The organism is Accumulibacter sp. (assembly GCF_023806635.1).
Classification (GTDB): domain Bacteria; phylum Pseudomonadota; class Gammaproteobacteria; order Burkholderiales; family Rhodocyclaceae; genus Accumulibacter.
In genome coordinates this window covers 14,021-35,202 of sequence record NZ_JAMTDQ010000043.1, presented here as the reverse complement: position 1 = coordinate 35,202, position 21,182 = coordinate 14,021, and the positions used below count along the sequence as shown (strand labels likewise).

Annotated in this window: 18 protein-coding genes; 17 read left to right on the top strand and 1 reads right to left on the bottom strand. The window is 70.6% G+C overall.

The genetic code is table 11. The features are described 5' to 3' along the window. Nucleotides 1–181: 181 nt before the first annotated feature. From NFW30_RS08055 to NFW30_RS08045, 3 genes are all read left to right on the top strand, one after another. Complete coding sequence (locus NFW30_RS08055) at nt 182–406, top strand: AbrB/MazE/SpoVT family DNA-binding domain-containing protein (protein WP_295355000.1); 225 nt, start codon at nt 182–184, stop codon at nt 404–406. After that, nucleotides 403–810: a PIN domain-containing protein gene (locus NFW30_RS08050; RefSeq protein ID WP_295354997.1), complete on the top strand. Its 408-nt coding sequence runs from the start codon at nt 403–405 to the stop codon at nt 808–810. Before NFW30_RS08055 ends, NFW30_RS08050 begins: the two co-directional genes overlap by 4 nt. Before the next feature lie 429 nt (nt 811–1,239). Further along, nucleotides 1,240–3,171 (top strand): methyl-accepting chemotaxis protein, encoded by a 1,932-nt coding sequence (locus tag NFW30_RS08045; RefSeq protein WP_295354994.1) that lies wholly within the window; start codon nt 1,240–1,242, stop codon nt 3,169–3,171. Between the two features lie 39 nt (nt 3,172–3,210). Here NFW30_RS08045 and NFW30_RS08040 read toward each other — a convergent pair whose 3' ends face one another. Next, nucleotides 3,211–4,302, bottom strand: a complete 1,092-nt coding sequence (locus NFW30_RS08040) for a hypothetical protein (protein ID WP_295354992.1) — start codon at nt 4,300–4,302, stop codon at nt 3,211–3,213. An 838-nt stretch (nt 4,303–5,140) separates the two neighbouring features. On the opposite strand from NFW30_RS08040, the gene NFW30_RS08035 reads away from it, so the two are divergent. The 14 genes from NFW30_RS08035 to NFW30_RS07970 all read left to right on the top strand — a co-directional run bounded on the left by NFW30_RS08035 (nt 5,141) and on the right by NFW30_RS07970 (nt 21,174). Further along, nucleotides 5,141–5,728: a DUF4255 domain-containing protein gene (locus NFW30_RS08035; protein ID WP_295354989.1), complete on the top strand. Its 588-nt coding sequence runs from the start codon at nt 5,141–5,143 to the stop codon at nt 5,726–5,728. After that, a complete protein-coding gene (locus NFW30_RS08030; protein WP_295354986.1) occupies nt 5,725–6,528 on the top strand; it encodes a hypothetical protein in 804 nt (267 codons plus the stop codon). The genes NFW30_RS08035 and NFW30_RS08030 overlap by 4 nt, the downstream gene beginning before the upstream one ends. A 61-nt stretch (nt 6,529–6,589) precedes the next feature. Next, a complete protein-coding gene (locus NFW30_RS08025) occupies nt 6,590–8,347 on the top strand; it encodes a phage tail sheath subtilisin-like domain-containing protein (protein WP_295354983.1) in 1,758 nt (585 codons plus the stop codon). 17 nt (nt 8,348–8,364) lie between these two features. Next, nucleotides 8,365–8,808, top strand: a complete 444-nt coding sequence (locus NFW30_RS08020; protein WP_295354980.1) for a phage tail protein — start codon at nt 8,365–8,367, stop codon at nt 8,806–8,808. A gap of 23 nt (nt 8,809–8,831) precedes the next feature. After that, nucleotides 8,832–10,394: a phage tail protein gene (locus tag NFW30_RS08015; protein WP_295354977.1), complete on the top strand. Its 1,563-nt coding sequence runs from the start codon at nt 8,832–8,834 to the stop codon at nt 10,392–10,394. Continuing rightward, complete coding sequence (locus tag NFW30_RS08010) at nt 10,394–10,858, top strand: phage tail protein (protein ID WP_295354974.1); 465 nt, start codon at nt 10,394–10,396, stop codon at nt 10,856–10,858. Before NFW30_RS08015 ends, NFW30_RS08010 begins: the two co-directional genes overlap by 1 nt. 8 nt (nt 10,859–10,866) lie before the next feature. After that, nucleotides 10,867–12,018: a hypothetical protein gene (locus NFW30_RS08005; RefSeq protein ID WP_295354971.1), complete on the top strand. Its 1,152-nt coding sequence runs from the start codon at nt 10,867–10,869 to the stop codon at nt 12,016–12,018. A 14-nt stretch (nt 12,019–12,032) separates the two neighbouring features. After that, entirely contained in the window at nt 12,033–12,206 is a 174-nt protein-coding gene (locus tag NFW30_RS08000; protein ID WP_295354968.1) for a hypothetical protein, read from the top strand. Between the two features lie 12 nt (nt 12,207–12,218). After that, the gene (locus NFW30_RS07995) at nt 12,219–13,310 is read left to right on the top strand and encodes a contractile injection system protein, VgrG/Pvc8 family (RefSeq protein ID WP_295354965.1); all 1,092 of its coding nucleotides are present in this window, start codon (nt 12,219–12,221) and stop codon (nt 13,308–13,310) included. Continuing rightward, nucleotides 13,310–13,996 (top strand): phage baseplate assembly protein V, encoded by a 687-nt coding sequence (locus tag NFW30_RS07990; protein ID WP_295354962.1) that lies wholly within the window; start codon nt 13,310–13,312, stop codon nt 13,994–13,996. Before NFW30_RS07995 ends, NFW30_RS07990 begins: the two co-directional genes overlap by 1 nt. Next, nucleotides 13,990–15,771 (top strand): hypothetical protein, encoded by a 1,782-nt coding sequence (locus NFW30_RS07985; protein WP_295371983.1) that lies wholly within the window; start codon nt 13,990–13,992, stop codon nt 15,769–15,771. Before NFW30_RS07990 ends, NFW30_RS07985 begins: the two co-directional genes overlap by 7 nt. Beyond that, a complete protein-coding gene (locus NFW30_RS07980) occupies nt 15,771–16,172 on the top strand; it encodes a GPW/gp25 family protein (RefSeq protein ID WP_295354956.1) in 402 nt (133 codons plus the stop codon). The genes NFW30_RS07985 and NFW30_RS07980 overlap by 1 nt, the downstream gene beginning before the upstream one ends. Next, the gene (locus NFW30_RS07975) at nt 16,172–18,478 is read left to right on the top strand and encodes a putative baseplate assembly protein (protein ID WP_295354953.1); all 2,307 of its coding nucleotides are present in this window, start codon (nt 16,172–16,174) and stop codon (nt 18,476–18,478) included. The genes NFW30_RS07980 and NFW30_RS07975 overlap by 1 nt, the downstream gene beginning before the upstream one ends. Further along, nucleotides 18,478–21,174: a phage tail protein gene (locus NFW30_RS07970; protein ID WP_295354950.1), complete on the top strand. Its 2,697-nt coding sequence runs from the start codon at nt 18,478–18,480 to the stop codon at nt 21,172–21,174. The genes NFW30_RS07975 and NFW30_RS07970 overlap by 1 nt, the downstream gene beginning before the upstream one ends. Nucleotides 21,175–21,182 lie beyond the last annotated feature (8 nt).

The window sequence follows — 21,182 nt, the reverse complement described above, 5'->3', positions numbered from 1 at the left end:
GCGCCCGCTCGCCGACGCCCCGCGGCGTTCGCATCGATGGCACACCGGCGCTGCTCGCTGCAGCCTGCAGCGAGCAGCGCCGATCATCGGGCCGAGCGTCTGGCGAAGGAATGTCGGGATGGGGTGAATTAACAATGCTAAGATTCGGCAATTCATCAGATGAGCTTGCCGGGAGCAGAGCATGAGAAGCACGATTACCGCACGTGGACAGACGGTCGTCCCTGCCGAGATTCGGCGGCAGTTCCACTTGAGTCCTGCAGACCGTCTCGAGTGGGTGGTGGATTCCCAGGGAATTCGCGTCGTGCCGGTGCGGGCGAACCCCATCGCGGCGTTTCGCGGTCAGGGCAAGGGGGGGAGCACGCAGCGCCTGGTGCAGGACCGCAACGCGGAGCTGGCCGGAGAGTGAGCGTCTATGTGCTGGACACCTCGGCGCTTCTGACCCTGCGCGATGACGAACCCGGTGCGGAGCGTGTCAGCGAGTTGCTGCAACAGGCCCAACTCGGAACAGTGCGCTGTTGCGGTTGCTTCATGTCGCTGATGGAGGTGTTGTATCGTGTCTGGCGTGACGAAGGAGAGGCAGCCGGTCGTCTGGCGCATGAACAGTGCCTGGCGCTTCCCATCGTCTGGCTGCATGAAACACCTGCGTTGCTGCAGAGAGCCGCGGCGATCAAGGCCACTCACCCGCTGTCGGTAGCCGATGCCTGGATCGCGGCGTGCGCGATCGAGCGGGGAGCGATCCTGATCCACAAGGACCCGGAGTTCAAGGTCGTGCCGGTGCTCCAGGAAATGCTGCCAATTGACGACCGGTAGTTGCGGGAGCAGCGGTCACTGGGTTGGGGGCGGCCGCCGACTGGCAGCGGCAGCCTTGTCGGGGAAAGGGGAGCGGTCTGCCCGTATCGTCATCATCGTGCTGCCGATGACAGCCCAAAGCGGCCGTTTCATGCGCAGTTGTGGCAGCCGGAGAACCCGCCCGACCGTCCTTGTCCGCCCAGGCCTCCCGCCACGCCTGCGAAAACGCACCTGTCCGGACGGAAGGGCTTGCTTTTCCGAGAATCCTTGTTGCGGATGATGCGAAGGACTGTATGATGCTTCCAGAAGCAACAAGAAACAAGACGTTCGCAGGGTCCGGTCCGCGGCGTGGAGCAACGATCCCAAGGCAGCGGTCACCCGCCGCGGCGGAGGCGGGCGCAAGGATTGTCCTTCCATATTGGCTCAACGATTTTGCCAGGGGAAAGAGTCATGACGCTTTCGTTCAGGAAGAAGATCGTTCTCTCGCTTGTCGTCACGTTCGTCGCCATGTTGGTGACGGCGGCCGCGCTGATCTACGTGACGCACATCAACCAGTTGCGGGACGCGCTGGAAGCACGCATGCGCGGTAATGAGCGGGTCTTTCTGACCCAGATCGCCAGTGACGCCGAGGGCCTGGGGCGCGCGTTGACGGCAACGATACGCATCGACGGTCTGCTCGATGCATTCGAGCGTGGCAATCGCGATGAGCTCCTGCAGCGTGCGAAGCCACTGTTCGAGGAACTCAAGGCGCAGTCCAGAATCACCCATTTCTACTTCTTCTCGCCGGACGGGACGACGTTCCTGCGTGTCCACAAGCCGCAACAGCACGGCGACCGGAACACGCGCAACAGCTTCCGCATGGCGGCGAGCGCGGACAAACTGGCGACCAGCCTGGACATGGGCAAGAACTTCTTCTCCTTGCGCGCGGTGCGCCCGGTTCTTCGTGAGGGCAGGAAGCTCGGTTACTGGGAGCTTGCCCAGGAGATCGACCACGTCTTGCCGGCGACGAAAGAAATCACCGGCGACGATGTCGCCGTGTTGCTCAACGACGAGTACATGCAGAAGAAAGGCACCGAGATCAAGGGCGACCACTTCCGGGGGCTGACACTGCTCGATGCAACGAACCGCGAAGTGGTACTCGAGCGGCTGCGTGAGTTCGGCGTCGGCGCAGACACTGCCGGTGCCGGACTGCGCATGGGTGAGAGCCACGCGCTGATGGTTTTCCCGTTCAGGGATGGTGCCGGCGAGAGCGCCGGAGTCCTCGTGTTCAGCCGCGACATCCAGACGGAGCGGCGCGCAGTGTATCTGGGAATCGTTCGCAGCCTGGTGCTCATCGGCGTCATCATGTTGCTCGGTGGGGCGGTCGTCATCACCGTGGTCGGCCGTGCGGTGGCGCAACTGGGTGGTGACCCGGCCTACGCCGTTGCCGTAACGCGGGAAATCGCAGCCGGCAACCTCGGCCTCGAGGTCCGTTGCGAAGCGTCGCGCGACGATACGCTGCTTGCCGCCGTCAGGGGGATGCAGACGGCGCTGCGCGACATGGTCGGCGAGATGCAGCGCAGTGCGTCGCTGCTCGCCGAAGAGGCGTCGACCCTGGCGCGGTCGGTCGGCGAGGCAGCCGGTGCCTTGTTGAGTGAAGCGGGTTCGGCCCGCGCGATCGCGGCAACGGTTGCTGATGTGACCGGCCGTATCGGCCACTTGAGCACCAGTGCGGGTGCGGCGCGGGCGACGGCCCTGGAGTCTGGTGAGCTTTCGCGACAGGGCGGGCAGGTCATCGACAGCTCGGCGGCCGAGGTGTCGCGGATCGCCGAGACGGTTCGGCAATCCTCGGCAATGGTCGACGAGCTCGTGCGCCAGTCTGACCGCATCTCTGCGGTCACCGCGGTGATCAAGGAGATCGCCGACCAGACCAACCTTCTGGCACTGAACGCTGCGATCGAGGCGGCACGGGCGGGCGAGGCCGGTCGTGGCTTCGCGGTCGTCGCCGACGAGGTGCGCAAGCTCGCCGAGCGCACCGGCAAATCGACCCAGGAGATCAGCAGCATCATCTCTCGGGTGCAGCAGAGCACGCACGCAGCGCTCGAGTCGATGAACAGGGAGGTTCAACAGGTCGACGAGGGCGTTGCGCTGGCCCACCGGGCGAGCGCCTCGATCCGCCAGATCGAGACGGGTACGGCGCGGGTCGCGGAGGCCATCGCCAGCATTTCCGACCTGCTCCGCGAACAGGCCGCAGCCAGCGAGGAAGTCGCCGCCGGAGTGCAGGAGATGGCGGGGGTGAGCGAACGCAACGGCGAGTCCCTGCGCAGGGTCTCGAGCGCTGCCACCGAGGTCGCCGCGGTAGCCGGCCGGTTGCAGGAAGCGGCCAGACGCTTCAGGACCTGATCGGTGCGAGGCGGTGCGCCGGGTTGTCGGTCGCCCTGCCTACTGCGCCGGCTGTTGCAGCCGATCGCCGAACAGGCCGGCGATGCTTTCGTGGTGGCTGAGCACCGTCTTCTCGAAGTGTTCCGGCCGGACCCGGCACTCGTACTCGCTGGTCGCTGAAAAACCGCCGGTGTAGCCGGTATTCAGCCCGCCGAGGCGCGCCGCCAGGCTGGCGACGTTGAGCGCGACGAGGGCGACGTTCTTCGCCGTATCGGTCGCCTTGCTGCCGTCGCTGGTAGTGTTGACCAGTTCGCCGATCTCGTCGGTGGCGACGGTTTCCTGCAGCGAGATGCGCGCCTTGTTGCCGTCCGGGGTGATGAACGCGTAGCGGGTGACGGTATCGACGAAGCTCGCCGCGGCGCGCGTGCTGACCTTGCCGCTGCCCCAGAAGCTGCTGTCCGGCGTCAGTTGGCCGCCGAGAATGGTCAGGCGGACCTTGAGGATCGTCGCGCCGAGGCTGGTCGCGATCCGGCTCTCGATCTGCTGCGTCTGCGCGGCGGCAAAACCGCCCGCGAAACGCGTGCCGAAGGTGAGGAAATCGTCCTGTTTCTTCCTGCCGAACGAGAAGCTCGGCATGAACTGCGTCTCGTCGATCAGGTGCAGCGGCAGTCCCTGCGCCGTGAAGAACAACCCCTTGCCGGCCTTCGCGTCCTGCTCGCTCGGCAGTGGCTTGATTCCGGATGCGGCAAGCTCGGCGAACTCGGGCAGCGCAGCGAGTTCCGCGTGCTCGACCACCTCGATGCCGCGCGCGCGCAACTGCGCGACCGTCTGCTCGTAGAAGGCTTCGGTCATCGCCTGGAACTGCTCGTTGCTGCTGCCGACGAGCCGGATCGAGACGTCCGAGTCGGCGCCGATCATCGCCTCGAGGCCGCTGAGCGACTTGCTGTACTTCAGTTCGCTGACGAAATCCGCCATGAAGCTGGTGATCACGACGCGCTTCACCGAGGGCAGCACATCCGGATTCTCGACGCGGACGAGTTTCGCCGCCTGCGCCTTGAGGCCGTCCGTGGCGCCGGGTTCTGCGGCGCCAACGGGCGCCAGGGCGATGAAGAGGGCGGTGGCGACGAACAGATGCTGGCGCAGGCTTTTCACGACGGGACTCCCGGCTGATGGTCAAGGGGCGGCATTCTAGCGCTTCTGCAGCCGCCTGGGCGACCGTCGGCGGCCGGGCGATGTCGCGCCGCTGCCCGTCCCGGCGTCGCCGCCCGCAGCGGCTGGCGCTGTCGTCCGGTGCGAGGCGGGAGAGCAGGCGTGCCTGCCCCCCGCACGCACGGTTCCACACGGTTCCACATTGCGCTCTCCGCCCGCGTTCGGCGCCGGTCCCTCGATGGCGACGAGCCCGTAGAGTCGCTGGGACCCTCGGGGCTCGGCATCGCTGCGCAATGAATAGACGAAATTGTATGATAAACAATGATATAAGTGGCAAACAAGATAAACGACTTGAACTATGGTGCATCAGGACTTCTGATTAAGGATCCTCGCCAGCAGCCGGATTGATCCTCGAAAGAACACGAAATAATGACAGCAACCATCTGTTAGAAAGTAGATTTTGTTCCGTGATTTGGGGCCCGGTCGAGGTCCATGTGATCCATTGGATAAACAATGCCAATGATGCACGATGAGACTTTTCCCTGCCCGCCCGGCGCCGCATGCGAAATCGTCCTGTCAATCAGTCAGTTGCCGGCCATCGTCGCGATCACCGCTGCCGCCGGCGCCGCCGCGCAGAGCCCGGCGGCGCTGCAGCGCGCTGCTTTATAAAAAGATTTGGGTTGCGATCGTCTGGCGCAGGAAATAGAGTGGATTCATCGCTTCCGGTCGGCGCAGTCTCGTGGCAGTCACGCGGCGCGGCAGGAGGCCTTGGCGATGTCTGCAGTGCGTGCCCCCTTTGGTGTTGACGCGGGCGCAGCGGCTGCTTTCCCGGAGGAGCTGGATGGCAAACGTGTTCGCGGTGCACGCGGTCGGCAGTTCGATCGTGACCTTCCTGCGCAACACCTATCCGATCGAGATCGGCGGCCGCCCGCTGCCCGAATGCGACTTCGAGCTCGTCAGCGGCGGCCAGATGGCCAGCGAGGGCGAGGAGCGCAACCGCATCACGCTGTTCCTCTATCGCCTGACGGTCAACGAGCACTCGCGGCAGAGCGCGCACCTGCGCGGCTCGGGCAACGGCGTCGGGCCGCTCGGCCTCGACCTGCACTACCTGATGAGCAGTTGGGGGATGGCGGCGCAGGACGAGCAGGTGGCGCTGACCTGGGCGCTGCGCCAGTTGCACGAATATCCGGTGCTCGACGCCTCGTCGCTGACTCCCGATGCCGGCTGGGCGAGCGACGAGGTGATCCAGATCATCCCGGCCGAGCTGGCGACCGAGGACGTGATGCGCATCTGGGATGCGCTGACGCCTTCGTACCGGCTGTCGGTCTCCTACGTCGCGCGGCTCGTTCGCATCGATCCGGACAGCGACGCCGCTCAGTTCCGCCCGGTGGTCAGCGGGCGCTTCGCCTATGGCAGCGGGGCAGCGTGAGCAACCGGGCGCTGCACGAGCTCGAACGCGTCGAATGGCGCGTACTGGGGGCGCTGCGACCGGTCGACGGCACGACGGGCATCGTCGTGCGCGGCGCGCTCGAGGTCTCCGCCGCCGGTGCACGCATCGTCCGCAACCGCAGCGGCCTCTACGTCATCCACGAGTGGACGCGGCTCGCCAGCCATGCCGCCGCCTTCGATGCCCCGCCGGCGCAGCCGGCAGCCGGCAGCGAGCGGCTCGACATCGCGCTGCGCGACCCGAGCGGGCGCTACCTGCCGCGGCTGGTGTCGATCGCGCTGCCGCGCGATCCGCAGGCGGCGGGCGCCGATTCACTGTTCGCGGCGGTCGATGTGCCGCTCTACCCGAGCGCCATCGCCGGGCTCGGCACCAACTGGACCGAGTTGCGCGCGCGCATCAGCGCCAATGCCGACGGCGCCGCGCTCGGCGGCGCGCTGCTGCGCGTCGTCGCGGGCGGGCTGGTGCTCGCCCGCGGCATGAGCGACTGGCGCGGCGAGGCACTGGTGCCGGTGGTCGGCGTGCCGGTCACGACCTGGTCGGAAGACGAGAACGCGGTGGTGGTGAGCAGCATCGCCGCCACCGTCGAGATCCATTTCGATCCGGCGCTCGGCAGCCGCACGCCGTCTGCCGAGGTGCGTGCCGGCCGCCAGCCGGCGGTGCTGCGGCTGGTCGATCCGGCCGACATCGAAGCACGTCGCGCGGCGCTGCCGACGACGCAGCAGAACGTCAGCCTCGCTGCGCGGGGCGCCCTGAATCTCAACCTGGGGCTCGATCTGCCATAGGCAGCGAGTCCGTCATCCGGGCAGCACAGCGCCCGGAACGCTCGATCGAAGGAGACCTGCCATGCCCGAGTACCTAGCTCCCGGCGTCTATGTCGAGGAAACCAGCTTCCGCGCCAAGTCAATCGAGGGCGTCGGTACCAGCACCACCGCGTTCGTCGGGCCGACCCGCAAGGGCCCGTTCCGCGCCACGACGGATGACCAGGAAGTGCCCGAAATGCTCACCAGCTTCGGTGACTTCGAACGCATCTATGGTGGCATCTCGGACCTGGCGCTGACCGGCGCCTCGCCGGCCACCAACTATCTGGCGCACGCGGTGCGTGCCTTCTTCAACGAGGGCGGCTCGCGCCTCTATGTCTCGCGCGTCGTCGGCGCCGGTGCGGCCGCCGCCAGCGGCGCGATCACCCCCGGCGGCACGGCGGCGGCCGAGGCGGCGGCCTTCGTCGCGCGCTTCCCGGGCAGTCTCGGCAACGGTGTCGTCGTCGTGCGCGAGGTGCTGACGCCGGTCGCCGCGACGGCGATGGCCAACGCCCCGACCGGCACGCTGCTGGTCACCGGTGCCGGCGGCACGACCGCCTTCCACCTGAAGGTCGGCAACGACTGGCATCCGGCGACCGATCCCGCTGCCGCCGCCGAGGTGGCGGCAACGCTCGCCGCCGACACGCCGCGCATCGTCAGCCTGCTGGTGGTGGCGATCGACGCCGACGGCGAGGATCTGAGCTTCGAGGGGCTCGGCTTCGACCGCAGCCATCCGGCCTGGGTCGGGCACGTGATGTCGGCGACGCCGGCGCGCCGCGCCGATCACCTGCAGAACATGTTCGCCATCACCATCGGCGGCAACGTCAGCGCACTCGAACTGCACACCGCGCTGTTCACCGGTGCGGTGACCAACGCTGCCGGCCAGCTCGAGCGCAGCATCGCGCTGGCCGGCGGTCTCGACGGCGCGGCACCGGTGGCGGCGAACTACTCGCTGGCGCTCGGCGAACTGTCGGGTCTGGAGGACATCTCGATCGTCGCCGCGCCGGGTTCGTCGGCCTACGCCGAGACGCAGGCGATCAACAACCTGCTGATCGCGCACGCCGAGTCGCGCCGTGCCTACCGCATCGCCGTCCTCGACCTGCCGCGCGACCAGACGCCAGGCCAGGCGCGCACGCTGCGCGGCCTCATCGACTCACGCTACGCGGCGGTGTATTACCCATGGGTGGTGGTGCCGAACCCGCTGGCGCGGCCTGGTCGCGAGGACATCCCGCGCGAACTGGCGCTGCCGCCGTCGGGCTTCGTCACCGGCATCTACGCCCGCAATGACGTCGAGCGCGGCGTCTGGAAGGCGCCGGCGAACGAGGTCGTGCGCGGTGCGCTGCGCTTCGAGATCGACGTCAACTTCGCGCAGCAGGAGATGCTCAATCCGCTCGGCGTGAACTGCCTGCGCTATCTCTCCGGCCGCGGCTTCCGCGTCTGGGGCGCGCGCCTGGCCTCGTCCGATCCGGAGTGGAAGTACGTCAATGTGCGCCGCTACTTCAACTATCTCGAGTCCTCGATCGACCGCGGCACGCAGTGGGCGGTGTTCGAACCGAACGGCGAGCGGCTGTGGGCGAACGTGCGGCAGACGATCTCCGACTTCCTCTACAACGAGTGGCGCAACGGCGCACTGCTCGGCGGCAAGACCGAGGAGGCCTATTTCGTCCGCTGCGACCGCAGCACCATGACCCAGAACGACCTCGACAACGGTCGTCTGGTCTGCCTGATCGGCGTGGCGGTGATCAAGCCGGCCGAATTCGTCATCTTCCGCATCGGCCAGAAGACCGCCGATGCCCGTGCCTGAGCGAGAGGGAATGAACCATGGCTGAGCGAATCACACCCTACGGCGCCTTCAACTTCGTCGTCAGCTTCGACGGCGGCGAGGAGTTCGGCGGCTTCTCCGACGTCTCGGGAATCGGCACCGAGGTCACCATCGCCGAGTACCGTGCCGGCAACGACAAGGAAAACCACGTGCGCAAGGTGGCCGGGGTGCACAAGGTCAGCGACGTGACGCTGAAGCGCGGCATCGTCAATTTCGACAGCCTCTGGGCGTGGATCGACGAGACCCGCACCGCCGGTCCGGCGGCGCAGAAGACCGTCGCCATCAACCTCCTCGATGAGGCGCACAACCCGGTGCGGACGTGGCTGCTGCGCGGCTGCATCCCGATGAAGTACACCGGCCCGACGCTGGCCGGCAAGGGCGGCGGCGACGTCGCGCTCGAGGAGATCGTGCTCGCCGCCGAAGGCTTCGAGATCCAGGCCTGATGCCGGGCGGCGCAGCGTAGGCGATGAACGGGCTCTTCTTCGAAATCGCGCCGCCGGCGGCGGCGGCCGACCCGAACCGGGTCGATGTCGCCTGCTTCATCGGCTTCGTCGGCCGGCGATCGTCGCCGCTGCCGGCTGGCGTGCGCACGGCGCTGGCGGCCGGCGGCTGGCTCGCCGGTCCGTGGGCGCGGCCGGCGGAGGAGATCGAGGCGTTGTTGCAGGTGCCGGTGGTGGTCGAGAGCTGGAACGCCTTCGCCGCCCTCTATGCCTGGGAGACACGGCCGGTCGGCGGCGGGCCTCGCCGCTGCGCGAGCTATCTCGGCGCCGCCGTGCGCAGTTTCTTCGCCAGCGGCGGGCGGCGGGCGGTGATCGTCCGCTGCGGCGATCCCTGGCCCTACCTCGAGGCGGCCGGCGAGCGCGGCGCGCAGCGCGCGGCGAGGCTGGCGGCACTGCTGGCGCCGGCGGCGACGCCGCTCGACCCGACGACCTGGCGCGGCATCGGCCATCTCGCCGGGGTGCCCGAGGTGTGCTTCGTCTGCCTGCCGGATCTCGCCGACATCTGCGCCGCCGAACCGGCGGTCGTCGATGTCGCCGTCGAGGCGCCGGACTCGCCGGAAGTCTTCGTCGAGTGCTCGGTCGATGTGGCGCCGGCGGTCGAGGAGGACGTCGGGTTGCGCGACCTGTCGCCGCCACGCGCCGACGACGCCGGTTTCGTCGCCTGGCGCGACGCCCTCGGCAGCGCCCGCGAGCGGCTGGCGCGCGGGCATCGCGAGATGCTCCTGCTGGCGGCGCTGCCCTTGCCGCGGCGCGATGCGCGCAATGCCGCCGCCTGGGCGCAGGCGGACTTTCTCGCCTACCTCGACGAGGCCGGCATCCTTGCCGCGCCCGACAGCAGCAACGGTGGTCGCGCGCTCGGCAGCGCCTTCGTCCAGCTCGCCTGGCCGTGGCTGCGAACGCGCTTCAGCGCCGACCTGCCGGGGACGCTGGAAGCGCCCGAGGGGCTCCTCGCCGGCCTGCTGGCGGCGAACGCGCTCGCCCGCGGCACCTTCCGCTCGCTTGCCGGCAGCCGCCTGGCGGCGGTGTCCGGCAGCGAGCCGGTGCTCTCGTGCAGCGGCCTGGCGGCAACGCCGGCCGACCGCCTGGCGCAGCGCGTCTGCCTGGTCGCTCCGTCGCCCGATGGCTGGGTGCTGCATTCCGACGTCAGCGCCAGCGCCGATCCCGCCTGGCGGGCCGGCGGCGTCACCCGCCTGCTCGGCGCGCTGCTGCGCGCCGCGCGGCGCAGCGGCGAGGCGGCGCTCTTCGAGGCCAGCGGGCCAGCGCTGTGGCGGCGCGTCGAGCAGGGACTCGGGCAGTTGCTGACCGCTTTCTGGCGTGCAGGCGGACTCGGTGGCGCGTCGCCGCAGGAGGCGTTCAGCGTCCGCTGCGACCGCAGCACGATGAGCCAGAACGATCTCGACAACGGCCGCCTGCGCGCCGAGGTCAGCATCCTGCCGCTGGCGGCGGTCGAGCGCATCACCGTCGTCCTCGATCTCACCGGCGGCGGCATCGGCGAAGCGCTGGCCGAGCCGCTGCGCGAGGTGGCGTGATGAACGACCTGCCGCTGCACGTCTTCCGCTTCCATGTCAGCTTCAGCCAGCAGTCGCTGGCAAACCCGAGCGGCGCCGCGGTCCCTCTCTGCCGCGGCGCATTCTCGGAGTGCACCGGGCTGGAGGCGACGATGGAGCCGAAGGTGATCAAGGTCGGCGGCAGCAACTACGGCGCCGTGCAGCGCGCCGGCCCGGTGAGCTTTGCCACCGTCGTCCTCAAGCGCGGCATCAGCGACACGCGCGACCTCTGGAACTGGTTTGCCAAGGTCGGCGCGGGTGCCTACGCCTATCGCCTGCAGGTCGAGATCGAGATGCGCGACAGTGCTGACGAAGCGGTGCTGCGCTGGGCGCTGCGCCGCGCGATCCCGGTCAAGTTCAAGGCCGCCGACCTCAATGCCAAGGGCAACGAGATCGGCATCGAGGAACTGCACCTGGCCCACGAGGGCCTGGTGCTCGTGAGCTGAGGCCGGCGATGCCCGAGTTTCCCAACGACATCAGCGACACGCCCGCGACCTTCGAGACGATGACCGGCCCGAAGGTGACGGTGCCGGTTCATTTCAATCCGGCGAGCCTGCAGCACACGGTGTCGAACACGCTGAAGGAAGAAGGCCAGGGGGCGAAGAAGAAGCAGTACGTCAGCCAGACGACCGCCAAGCTGACGATGGACGTCGTCTTCGACACCACCGACACCGGCGAGGACGTGCGCATCACGACCAACAAGATGGCGCAGTTGCTGCAGCCGGTACCGGAGGGGCAGAGCAAGAAGGTGCCGCCGCTGGTGAAGTTCAGCTGGGGTGCCTATTCCTTCACCGGCATGGTCGAGCAGTACAAGGAGACGATCGACTTCTTCGCCGTCGGCGGCCTGCCGCTGCGCTCGTCGATCAACCTGACGCTGTCGAGCCAGGAGGTCAGCTTCGAAGGCGGAACGAGCGGCGACCAGGCTTCGGTCGACGCCGACCTCGCCGCCGAGCCGGTCGTCGTGCCGGACGAAGAGGGCCCGCTCGGCGGGCCGCAGGGTGCAGCGAACAAGGCCGGCGATCCGCGTGCGGCACGCGGCATCGCCGCCGCCAACGGCGCCTCGAGCCTGCGCTTCGGCGGCGGTGGCGGGCTCGCCGTCGGCGCTTCGGCCAGCGTCGGCTTCGCTGCCGGGGCATCGGTCGGTGTCGGCTTTTCCGCCGGTATCGGTGCCTCGGCGGGTGCTGGCTTTGCCGTGGCGGCGGCTGCCGGCGGCGGCGTCAGCCTGCTGCCGGCGGCAGCCTTCGCCGCCGGTGGCGGCGCCGGTGGTGTCGGGCTGGGAGTCGGTGCCGGGGTTGGCGTGGGGGTCGGTGGCGGCATGGCGATCGGTGCGGGCGCCGGCGCCAGTCTGGGAATCGGCGCCGGCGCGGGCATCGGCGGCGGCGCCAGTCTGACGCTTGGCGCTGCCGGCGGCTCCTTCGCCGGGCTGCGGGTCGACAGCAAGCCGACTTCGCGCGCCCTGTCGCCGAGCCGCCTGCTGCAGGAATCGGCGGGCATCTCGAGCGCCGGCAAGGTGGCCGTCGGCGGGCGCCTGCTCGACGGTGGCGGTAGCGGCCTGAAGGCCGATGTCAGCGGCGAGGCCGAGTTCGTCATCGGCGCGCGCGCCTGAGGGAGAGTGAAAGGATGCCGATCAGGATCGAAGAGATGCAGGCCGAGGTCAGCCCGGAGCGGCAGGAAGAGCCGGCTGAGGGCGGTGCGCCGGCGGCCGCTGCGGGACGCGAGCGCGAGCTGCTGCCCGGCGTGCTGCGCGAACTGGCGCTGCGCGACGAGCGCCGGCGGCGCTGGCTGGCGGACTAGGGGCAGGGCGCCATGCCGGTCGAGACCTCGGTCAGTCGCGCTGCCGTCTATCGTGCCCGGCCGACGCTGCGGCTGGCCGGGCGGGAGGATCTGCGCGTCTCCGAACTGCTCATCGGTATGCGCATCGAGGAGTCCGAGGGCGGCATGACGACGGCCGAACTGCGCTTCTCGAACTGGGCGAGCACCACCGATGGCAACGCCGAGTATGCCTTCGAGGATGGCTCACGGATGACGCTGGGAACGGCGATCGAGGTATACAGCGGCGACGAGGGCCAGCCGCGCGAGCTCTTCCGTGGTGTGGTCAGCGGCCTCGAGGCCGACTTCGCGCCGGGGGCGCCACCGGAACTCGTGGTGCTCGCCGAAGACGCGCTCGGGCGGGCGCGAATGGCCCGCCGCAGCAAGGTCTACAGCGACATGCCGCCGGCCGACGTGGTCAGCGCGGTCGCCGGCGAACTCGGGCTGCGGCCGTCGGTGCAGGGACTGAGCACACCGGTCGGCACCTGGGCGCAGCTCAACGAGAGCGATCTCGCCTTCCTGCGGCGGCTGCTCGGCCGTTTCGACGCCGACCTGCAGATCGTCGGCGACGAGTTGCAGGTCGCACCCCGCGGCGACGTGCGGCGCGGCGAGCTGCAGCTCGAGCTGCACGGACAGCTGGCGCGCGCGCGCGTCGTGGCCGACCTGGCGCAGCAGGTGACGAGCGTCAGCACCGCCGGCTGGGACCCGGTCGGCGGCAGCGAGGTCAGCGGCGAGGCCAGCAGTCTGGCGCATGGCGGTCCGGGCAGCGGCAGCAGCGGCGCCGACTGGCTCGCGCGGGCGCTCGCGCCGCGCCACGAGCACATCGCCAACCTGGCGCTGGCGAGCGCTGCCGAGGCGCAGGCAGTGGCCGAGGCAGCCTTCGACCAGCGCGCGCGGCGCTTCGTCCGCCTCGAGGGCGTCGCCGAGGGCAACGCCCAGTTGCGCGTCGGCACGACGGTCAGCGTCAGTGGCCTCTCGCGTCGCTGGGACAACAGTTACTACGTCGTCGCGGCGCGCCACCTCTACGACGTGCGCGCCGGCTATCGCACCGAGTTCGTCGGCGAGTGCGCCTGGCTGGGAGACGGGTGATGGACCGCGCCTGCCATTTCCAGCCCGCAGCCGGCTGGCTCAACGGCGCGCAGCTGGCACGCGTCGTCGATCTCTCCGATCCCGAGCGGCGCAACCGGGTGCAGGTGCGACTGCTCGCCTTCGACGGCGTCGACGGGCAGGACGCGCCGCTCTGGGCGCGCGTCGTCTGTCCGTTCGCCGGTGCCGACCGCGGCGCCTTCCTGATGCCGGACGTCGATGACGAGGTGCTGGTGGTCTTCGTGCAGGGCGATGTACGTCATCCGCTGGTGCTCGGCGGGCTGTGGAACGGCAGCAGCGCATCGCCGGCCGATCTCGGCGACGAGGGCAACCGCTTCAAGCGCATCCGCTCGAAGAACGGCGTCACCATCACCCTCGACGACCAGCAGGGGCAGGAGAAGCTGCAGCTCGAGACCCCCGGCGGGCAGAAATTCACCCTTTCGGACGGACCCGGCAAGGTCACGCTCGAGGACTCGAACGGCAACAGGGTGGTGATGGAGGCGGCGCGGATCAGCGTCACCGCCAGCGCCGAGGTCAAGGTCGACGCGCCACAGGTCAAGGTCAGCGCCGGCATGGTGACGGTCGATGCCGCGCTCGCCAAGTTCTCGGGCATCGTCAAGTGCGAGGTGCTGCAGGCGACCTCGGTCATCTCCACCAGCTACACACCGGGAGCGGGGAACATATGGTGAAGCATCACGAGGTGATCCTGTCGGCGCCGCGCGACCTCGCCACTGGCGGCGCGCCGGCGATCCTGCAGCGCAGCGACGAGGACTTCATCGAAGCGGTGCTGGCCGGCCTGCGCGATGCCGGCGGTCGCGTCGCACTGCGCGCCAGCCTGGCGCGGCCCGCCAGCGTCGCCAGCGGCAGCGATTCGCGACCGCGCGGCGGCAAGGCGAGCGGTCGCGAGCTGTTCAACAACCTGCGCCGCGCCAGCCGCAAGCTGGGTCTCGCCGGCGGGCGGGTGGCGGCCGTGCCGACGGCGGGGAGCGCGCAGGACGCGACGGCGCGGATCGAGGAGATCCGCCGCGCGGCGACTGGCGAGTCGCTGCTGAAGCTCTTCCAGCCGATCCAGCGGCAGTTCCACATGGCGCTGATGGAAGCGCGCTGCGATACGCCGGGCGAGCCGCGCATCGATCCGCAACGCGTCGATGGCGCCGGCCTGGTGATCCGTCGCCTGGTGCGCGACGCCAGCGGTCGCGAGCTGAAGCAGGGCTGGATGCGTTCCGGCGACAGCCTGCGCGGCTGGGTGCGCGTCAGCACCGCCGCCGACGGCGCGGCCAGCGGCAATCGGCACGATCCCGACGCGCTGCGCCGCCTGGACCGCCCGAGCACCGGCCAGCCGGTGCTCGACGACGAAGTGCGGCTGCTGCTTGCCGCCCAGGAGGATGCGCTGCTCGACGAAGCGGTGGTGCCGATGTTCCTCGCGCCACCCGACGTCTGCGCGGCTGCCGGCGCGACGCTGTTCTACGGCCTGGTGCCGACGACGAGCAGCGAGAAAGCCGAGGGCGGTGCGCCGCGTTTCGACGAGCAGGCCTTCGGTCCGGCGAGCAGCGACTTCATGGCGCATCTGGTCGGCCCGCTGCGCGGCCTCGCCGACAGTCTGCCACGGCCGGGGCGGTCGCTGACGCCGGACCTGGCGGCGATCGCCGGCAATCCGGCGGACAGCGACCAGGGCAGCATGAAGCGCCTGCTCCTGCTCCTGCGCCAGCTGGCGGTGGAGTTCGACGCCTTCGGCGACCACGCCGAGGGCGACGCGCTGCAGACGCTGCTCGACGGCATCGCGCTGCCGCTCGCCGATGCCGCCGGCAAGCCGATCGCGGGCAGCAGGCCGGCGGGCGTCTTCCTGGCGGAGGCGAGCCGCATCCTGCTCGATGGCGAGGCGATTTCGCCGCCGCCGGCGATCCCGGCCGCCTGGCCAGCGCTCGACGGCGCGCGCAGCACGGCGCTGGCGAGCGCGCTGTCGGCCTGCCTGCAGCGCCGCTTCGACGCCGTCAGCGGCGTCGCCGGCCGCTTCGACGACCCCGCCGCGCGCTACGTCCTGCGCGCCTTCGTCCGCCTGAAGCCCGAGGGACACTGCCCGCAACGCACGGTGTGGAGCGACTACAGCCCACCGTTCGTCATCGCGCCGTGGTACGAGGGCGGTGGCGCGCCGCCGGTGCAGGTGCCGCTGCCCGACCCGAGCGATCGCGAGATGCTGAAGAAGCTGGTGCCGAACGTCGCCTTCACGGTGCCGGCGTCGCTGCAGAACCTGCTGGCGGGCGATCCGCTCGACCTCATGGAGGGCAAGAAACCGGCCGACAGCGGCCTCAAGCTGGGCTGGATCTGCAGCTTCAACATCCCGATCATCACCATCTGCGCCTTCATCGTGCTCAACATCTTCCTGTCGCTGTTCGACCTGTTCTTCCGCTGGATGATGTTCATCAAGATCTGCATCCCGTTCCCGAAGAAGGGAGGAGGTGAGTGATGAACAGCAGCCCGTTGCCGCGTCCGCTACTCGGCTGGCCGCTCTTCGCGCTGCCGGACGAGCATGGACGGCTCGACTGGCCCGATCTGGAAGCCAGCGTGCGCCAGTCGATCCGCGTCATCCTGAGTACCCGTCCGGGCGAGCAGCTGATGCGCCCGGAGTTCGGTGCCGGCCTCGATCGCCTGCTGCACGCACCGAACAACCTGGCGACGCGGCGCCAGATCCGCGACTGGGTGATGGACTCGCTCGCTCGCTGGGAGCGCCGCATCCTGCTCGACCGGGTCGAGGTCTTCGAGGTTCCTGAGCAGCCCTCCGACCTGCGGCTCGAGATCGCCTACCGACTCGCCCGCTCCGGCACACCCGGCGCGCTGGCCGTCACCGTTCGCCTGGAGGAGGGCTGATGCCGATCCTGCCACCCCGTCTTGACGACCGCAGCTTCGACGATCTGCTCGAGGATCTGCTGGCACGCATCCCGGCGCATACGCCGGAATGGACCAACCCGCGCCTCGGCGACCCCGGCCGGACGCTGCTGGAGCTCTTCGCCTGGCTCGGCGATGCGCTGCTCTATCGCGTCAACCTGATTCCCGAACGGCAGCGGCTGGTCTTCCTCAAGCTGCTCGGCCAGGGCCTGCGGCCGGCGCGGCCGGCGGCGACGATCGTCAGCCTGGCGTTTGCCCAGCCGACCGAGCTGACCGGACTGACTCTCGCCGCCGGCGCCCGCATCAAGGCGCCGCTGCCTTTCGAGACGCTGGCCGAGACGACGCTGCTGCCAGTGGCTGGCGAGGCGTGGAGCAAGCAGCCTCTGGCCGACGGCGAGGCGGCGCGTCTCGAGGCGGTGCTCGCCGGCCTGCAGAAGCTGCACCGCATCGATACCGCCGCCAGGGGCTACCTGGCGACGCCGCTCTTCGTCGGCGGCCAGGCGGCGAGCGGCGATGGCGTCGATGTCTTCGCCGACAGCGTCGACCGGGCGCTCTGGCTGGCGCTGCTGGCGCCGGTCGCGCAGCGGCCCGAGCAGCAGGCGGCGACCAACGCGGCCGCGCGTGCGGCGCTCGGCGGCGGCGACAGCGGCGCGACGGCGCTGTTGTCGATCGGCGTCGTGCCGGCGATCGCGGCGCCGGCGCTGTTCGAGGAAGTCGGGCCGCGCGCCCGCGTGGCGGTGCTGTGGGAAGTGGTGACACGCGCCGCCGACGGCATCAACGCCGATTACCTGAGCGTCGAGCCGCTGCCAGGCGAGGCCAACGACACGACCGCGGGACTGACCCGGCCGGGTGTGCTGCGCCTGCCGATGCCCGACGAGTCGCTGCTCTGGGCACCGGTCAACGACGTCGGCGAGAACCCGCGCGCCGGTGTCGGCGACAATCCGCCGCGCATCGACGATCCGGAGAAGGCGGTGCGTCTGGTCGGCTGGCTGCGCCTGCGGCCGCGGCCGGGCAGCGGCGTCGCCAGTCTCAGGCTCGCCTGGGTGGGCATCAACGCCGTCGCGGTCGATCAGCGCAGCACGGTCGGCGGCCGCGTGCTCGGCGTGTCGACCGGTGCCGCCGACCAGGTCTTCCGCCTGCCGGCCGGTTCGGTCGATGTCGACACGCTGCAGATCCAGGTCGAGGAGCCGGGCCGTGGATACCAGCCGTGGCAGCGGGTCGACGACCTCGCCGCGATCGCCGCCGACCCGCTGCTGGCGCGCGAGGCGGCGGTGTTCGAGATCGATGCCGAGGCCGGCAGCCTGCGCTTCGGCGACGGGGTGCGCGGCCGCGTCCCCGAGCGGCAGATGCGGGTCCGCCTCGCGCATGGGCGCTTCGGTGGCGGTCGCGCCGGCAACCTGCCGCCGGCGAGCCTGAGCGAGGTGACGACGGCCAGCATCGTCGGCGCGCAGCGGCCGCTGCCGGCGATCAAGGTTCTGCAGCCGCTCGCCAGCGAGGGCGGTGAGGACGCCGAGACGCTGGCGCGGGCGGAACAGCGGATCCCGTCGCTGTTGCGGCATGGCGAGCGGGCGGTGACCGCCGACGACTACCGGCGCCTGGCGCAGGAGGTGCCGGGGACCGACGTCGCGCGTGTCGAGGTGATGCCGCGTTTCAAGCCGCGCGAGCGCCGCTTCGGGGTTCCCGGCGTGGTCAGCGTCATGGTCCTGCCGGCGCGGGCCTTCGGCAAGGCGCCGAACCCGCGCCCCGACCGTCCGTTCATCGAGCGCGTGCATGCCCACCTGGAGCAGCGCACGCCGCTCGCCAGCGAGCTCTACGTCATCGGCTGCGAGTACGTGCCGCTGGGGGTCGCCGTCGGCGTGCGGATGCGCGACGGCTTCGGCCGCGAGGCGGTGCTGTTCGAAGTCCGCGAGGCCCTGCGCCGGCTGCTCTGGCCGCTGCCACCGTACGGTGCCGGCGGCAGCGGCTGGCCGCTCGGGCGGACGGTGCGCGAGCGCGAGCTGGAGGTCGAGGTGTCGCGGGTGGCCGGCGTCGCCGAGGTCGGCGGCATCAACCTCTTCGAACGTGTCGACATCGACGGTCGCGGCCAGTGGCGGCTGCTGACGCGCAATACCGCCGACGGCAGCCAGTCGCTCGAACTGACGGCATGGCAGCTGCCCGAGCTGCTGAGCGTCGTCGCGGTCGACGACAGCGCGGCCGGGGGCGGCGCACCGGTAGACCTGTCGGCGACGGCGAATCCCTTCGCCGACGAGGCCGCAGTGGCGGTACCGGTCGTTCCCGAGGTGTGCTGATGGATGCCAACGGCCAGCGCTTCTGGTTGCTTGCCGAACACCGGCACTGGCCGGGGCGCAGTCACGTCGATTTCCGCCCCGGCTGCCGCGCCTTGCGGCTGGCGAGCGAGCGCCGCCTCGGCGCGCCCGTCGCCGATGCGGCAACGATCGCCGCCGCGGCGCTCGAGCGCTTGCCGCGCGCCGTCGACCGGCACGGCGCCAGCGCGCACTGGGACGAGACGGCGATGGCGATCGTCGCCCGCAGCCACCTGCCGGCTGCCGCGAATGTGCTGGCGCTCGGCGAGCGGCCGCAGGACTTTGCCGTCGGCTTCGACGACGTGCTCTACGTCGCGCTCGGCGAGCGCGTGCTGCTGCACGACCTGCGCGGCCGCTGGCGCGATGTCGTCCTGCCGACGCCGGGCTTCCAGCCGTGGCGGATCGCCGCTGCGCCAGCCGGCGGCGTCTGGCTGCTCGAGCGCGCGAGCGGTCGCATCGGCCGCCTCAGTGGCTGCGTGCTGGCCGAGCGACCGGCCGCCGAGTACGCTGCGACGACCTTCCGGCCGGTGGCCGAAAACCCGACGCCGCCGACGCTGAGCCTGTTGGCCGGGGTGCTGTGGCCGGCCGGCGAGCGGCCGCAGGCGATCGCCGCCGCCGGCGACCTGCTCCTCATCCTCTCCTGGGTCGGCGATGGCGAGAGTCGCCTGCGCCTGCTCGAGCCGCGGCGCGGCACCCTCGGCGCGGCGCAGACGCTCGCCGGAGCGGCCTTCGCCTATGCCATCGACTGGCTCGCCGAGGGCCGCGTGGCGGTGCGGCTGCCGGGCCGGCGCGACGTGCCGGTGTGGCTGCCGGCAGTGGCGGCGAGCAGCGACAGCGTCCTCGAGGCGGGCGGCGACATCTACCCGCTGGCCGCCGATGCCGAGGAGGCGCCTTTTGCCCACCGCCTCGACGAGCCGCCGCGCTACCCGCTGCGCGGCGGCGGCGTCGAGCCGCTGCACCGGCTGTCGGTGGCGAACCTGGCGCGGCGCGGCGAGGCGGCGAACTTCTCTGCTGCCGACGTCCACCCGCTCGACAGCGGCGATCAGCAGACGGTCTGGCACCGGCTCTTCGCCGAGGCACGGCTGCCGGCGGGCTGCGGCCTCGTCGTCTGGCTGGCGGCGACCGCCGAGCCAAGTCCGGCGACGGCGGCCGAGTGGCATGCGCACGTCTTCGGCGAGGTGGCGGCAGAGGCGCTGCCCGGCGGGCCGCTGCCGCGTGCCGTCTGGGAGCGGCAGCCCTCCGAATTGCCCGGCCACCCGGGACTCGGCGCCTGGGGCGCGCCGCAGGCGGGCCGCGCCGGGCTCTGGTCGGTGCTGATCCAGCGGGCGCAGCGGCGGGTGCGCGCGCTCTCCGGGCGCTACCTCTGGGTGCGGGTCGAGCTGCATGGCGATGGCCGCGATTCGCCCGAGCTGGCGGCGCTGCGCGCCTACGCGGCACGCTTCTCCTACCGCGATCGTTACCTGCCGCGGCTCTACCGCGAGAGCGAGTTCGGTGCTGCCGCCGAGCTGCCCGGGTCGTCGGTGGCGAGCGTGGACCCGCTGCTCGCCGCCGATCTCGATGCCGCGGTCGTCCCCGCCGCGCTGCGCGCTTCGCTCGCGCTGGGTGAGGCGGCGCGGGTCGAGGTGATCGGCGCCGGCAGCCTGTGGCAGCTGCGCGACGGTGCGGCGAGTTGGACGCTGCGTCGCGAGGCGGCAGCGATCGTCGCCTATCGGCCGCAGGCGACGCCGGCGGATTTCCTCGAACGCCTGCTCGGCAACGTCGAGGGTGTCCTGACGCCGATCGAGGATCGCGTCGCCGCGGCGCACCTGTGCAGCGATCCGGCGGTCGCGCCGGCAGGCGCGCTCGACTGGCTCGCTGGCTGGATCGGTGTCGCCTTCGATGCGGCGTTGCCGGAGGCGCGGCGACGCGAGTGGCTGGCGCGTGCGAGTGACTTGGCGCGTCATCACGGCACCCGCCGTGGGCTGCGCCTCGCCCTCGACATCGCCAGCGATGGCGGCGTGCGTGGCGGCGAGATCATCGTCGTCGAGGGTTTCCGCATGCGCCGACTGATGAGCACGCTGCTCGGCGTCAACCTCGAGGTGGCGGACGACCCGCTGCTGCCCGGCCTGGTGATCAGTGGCAATTCGGTGGTTGGCGACACGCTGGTTCTCGGCGAGGCCGAGCGCCTCGAGCTGCTGGCGCTGTTCCGTGCCGAAGTCGGCTCGCCGGCCGAGCAGGAAGCGCTTCTCGCCTTCTACGACCAGCTCGCGCACCGGGTGCTGGTGCTGGTGCACCAGGCGGTCGCGGCGCAGGATCTCGGACTGATCCGCCGCATCGTCGAGCTCGAGTCGCCGGCGCACGTCGAAGTGCAGGTGGCGACCGCCACCTGGCCGCTCCTCGTCGGCATCGCCAGCTTGGTCGGCGTCGACACCTACCTCGGCCCGCCGCGGCAGCGCTTGCCGGCGCGGGCAGAGGTGAGCAGCCTGGGCAACGGCGATCGCGTACTCGGCGTCGGCAGCCTCGACCCGCGCCTCTCCGGTGCCAGCGGCGAGGTTGCCGGACCCGCCGCCGCGCGCCCGTTGGCGGTCGCCGGACCGGACAGGAGCGTCGCGCACGGGCGTTCCTTCGTTCTCGACGGCGGCGGCTCGACGGCGGCGGCTGGCCGCCGCATCACCGAATATCGCTGGCGTCTCACCGAATAGACGCCGGC

Bases quoted from the DNA above. Each gene is read 5' to 3' on its own strand.
- NFW30_RS07980 (WP_295354956.1), top strand. From the start codon at position 15,771: ATGAACAGCAGCCCGTTGCCGCGTCCGCTACTCGGCTGGCCGCTCTTC.
- NFW30_RS07990 (WP_295354962.1), top strand. From the start codon at position 13,310: ATGGACCGCGCCTGCCATTTCCAGCCCGCAGCCGGCTGGCTCAACGGC.
- NFW30_RS08010 (WP_295354974.1), top strand. From the start codon at position 10,394: ATGAACGACCTGCCGCTGCACGTCTTCCGCTTCCATGTCAGCTTCAGC.
- NFW30_RS08015 (WP_295354977.1), top strand. From the start codon at position 8,832: ATGAACGGGCTCTTCTTCGAAATCGCGCCGCCGGCGGCGGCGGCCGAC.
- NFW30_RS08025 (WP_295354983.1), top strand. From the start codon at position 6,590: ATGCCCGAGTACCTAGCTCCCGGCGTCTATGTCGAGGAAACCAGCTTC.
- NFW30_RS07995 (WP_295354965.1), top strand. From the start codon at position 12,219: ATGCCGGTCGAGACCTCGGTCAGTCGCGCTGCCGTCTATCGTGCCCGG.
- NFW30_RS07985 (WP_295371983.1), top strand. From the start codon at position 13,990: ATGGTGAAGCATCACGAGGTGATCCTGTCGGCGCCGCGCGACCTCGCC.
- NFW30_RS08020 (WP_295354980.1), top strand. From the start codon at position 8,365: ATGGCTGAGCGAATCACACCCTACGGCGCCTTCAACTTCGTCGTCAGC.
- NFW30_RS08045 (WP_295354994.1), top strand. From the start codon at position 1,240: ATGACGCTTTCGTTCAGGAAGAAGATCGTTCTCTCGCTTGTCGTCACG.
- NFW30_RS08000 (WP_295354968.1), top strand. From the start codon at position 12,033: ATGCCGATCAGGATCGAAGAGATGCAGGCCGAGGTCAGCCCGGAGCGG.
- NFW30_RS07975 (WP_295354953.1), top strand. From the start codon at position 16,172: ATGCCGATCCTGCCACCCCGTCTTGACGACCGCAGCTTCGACGATCTG.
- NFW30_RS08055 (WP_295355000.1), top strand. From the start codon at position 182: ATGAGAAGCACGATTACCGCACGTGGACAGACGGTCGTCCCTGCCGAG.
- NFW30_RS08035 (WP_295354989.1), top strand. From the start codon at position 5,141: ATGGCAAACGTGTTCGCGGTGCACGCGGTCGGCAGTTCGATCGTGACC.
- NFW30_RS08005 (WP_295354971.1), top strand. From the start codon at position 10,867: ATGCCCGAGTTTCCCAACGACATCAGCGACACGCCCGCGACCTTCGAG.
- NFW30_RS07970 (WP_295354950.1), top strand. From the start codon at position 18,478: ATGGATGCCAACGGCCAGCGCTTCTGGTTGCTTGCCGAACACCGGCAC.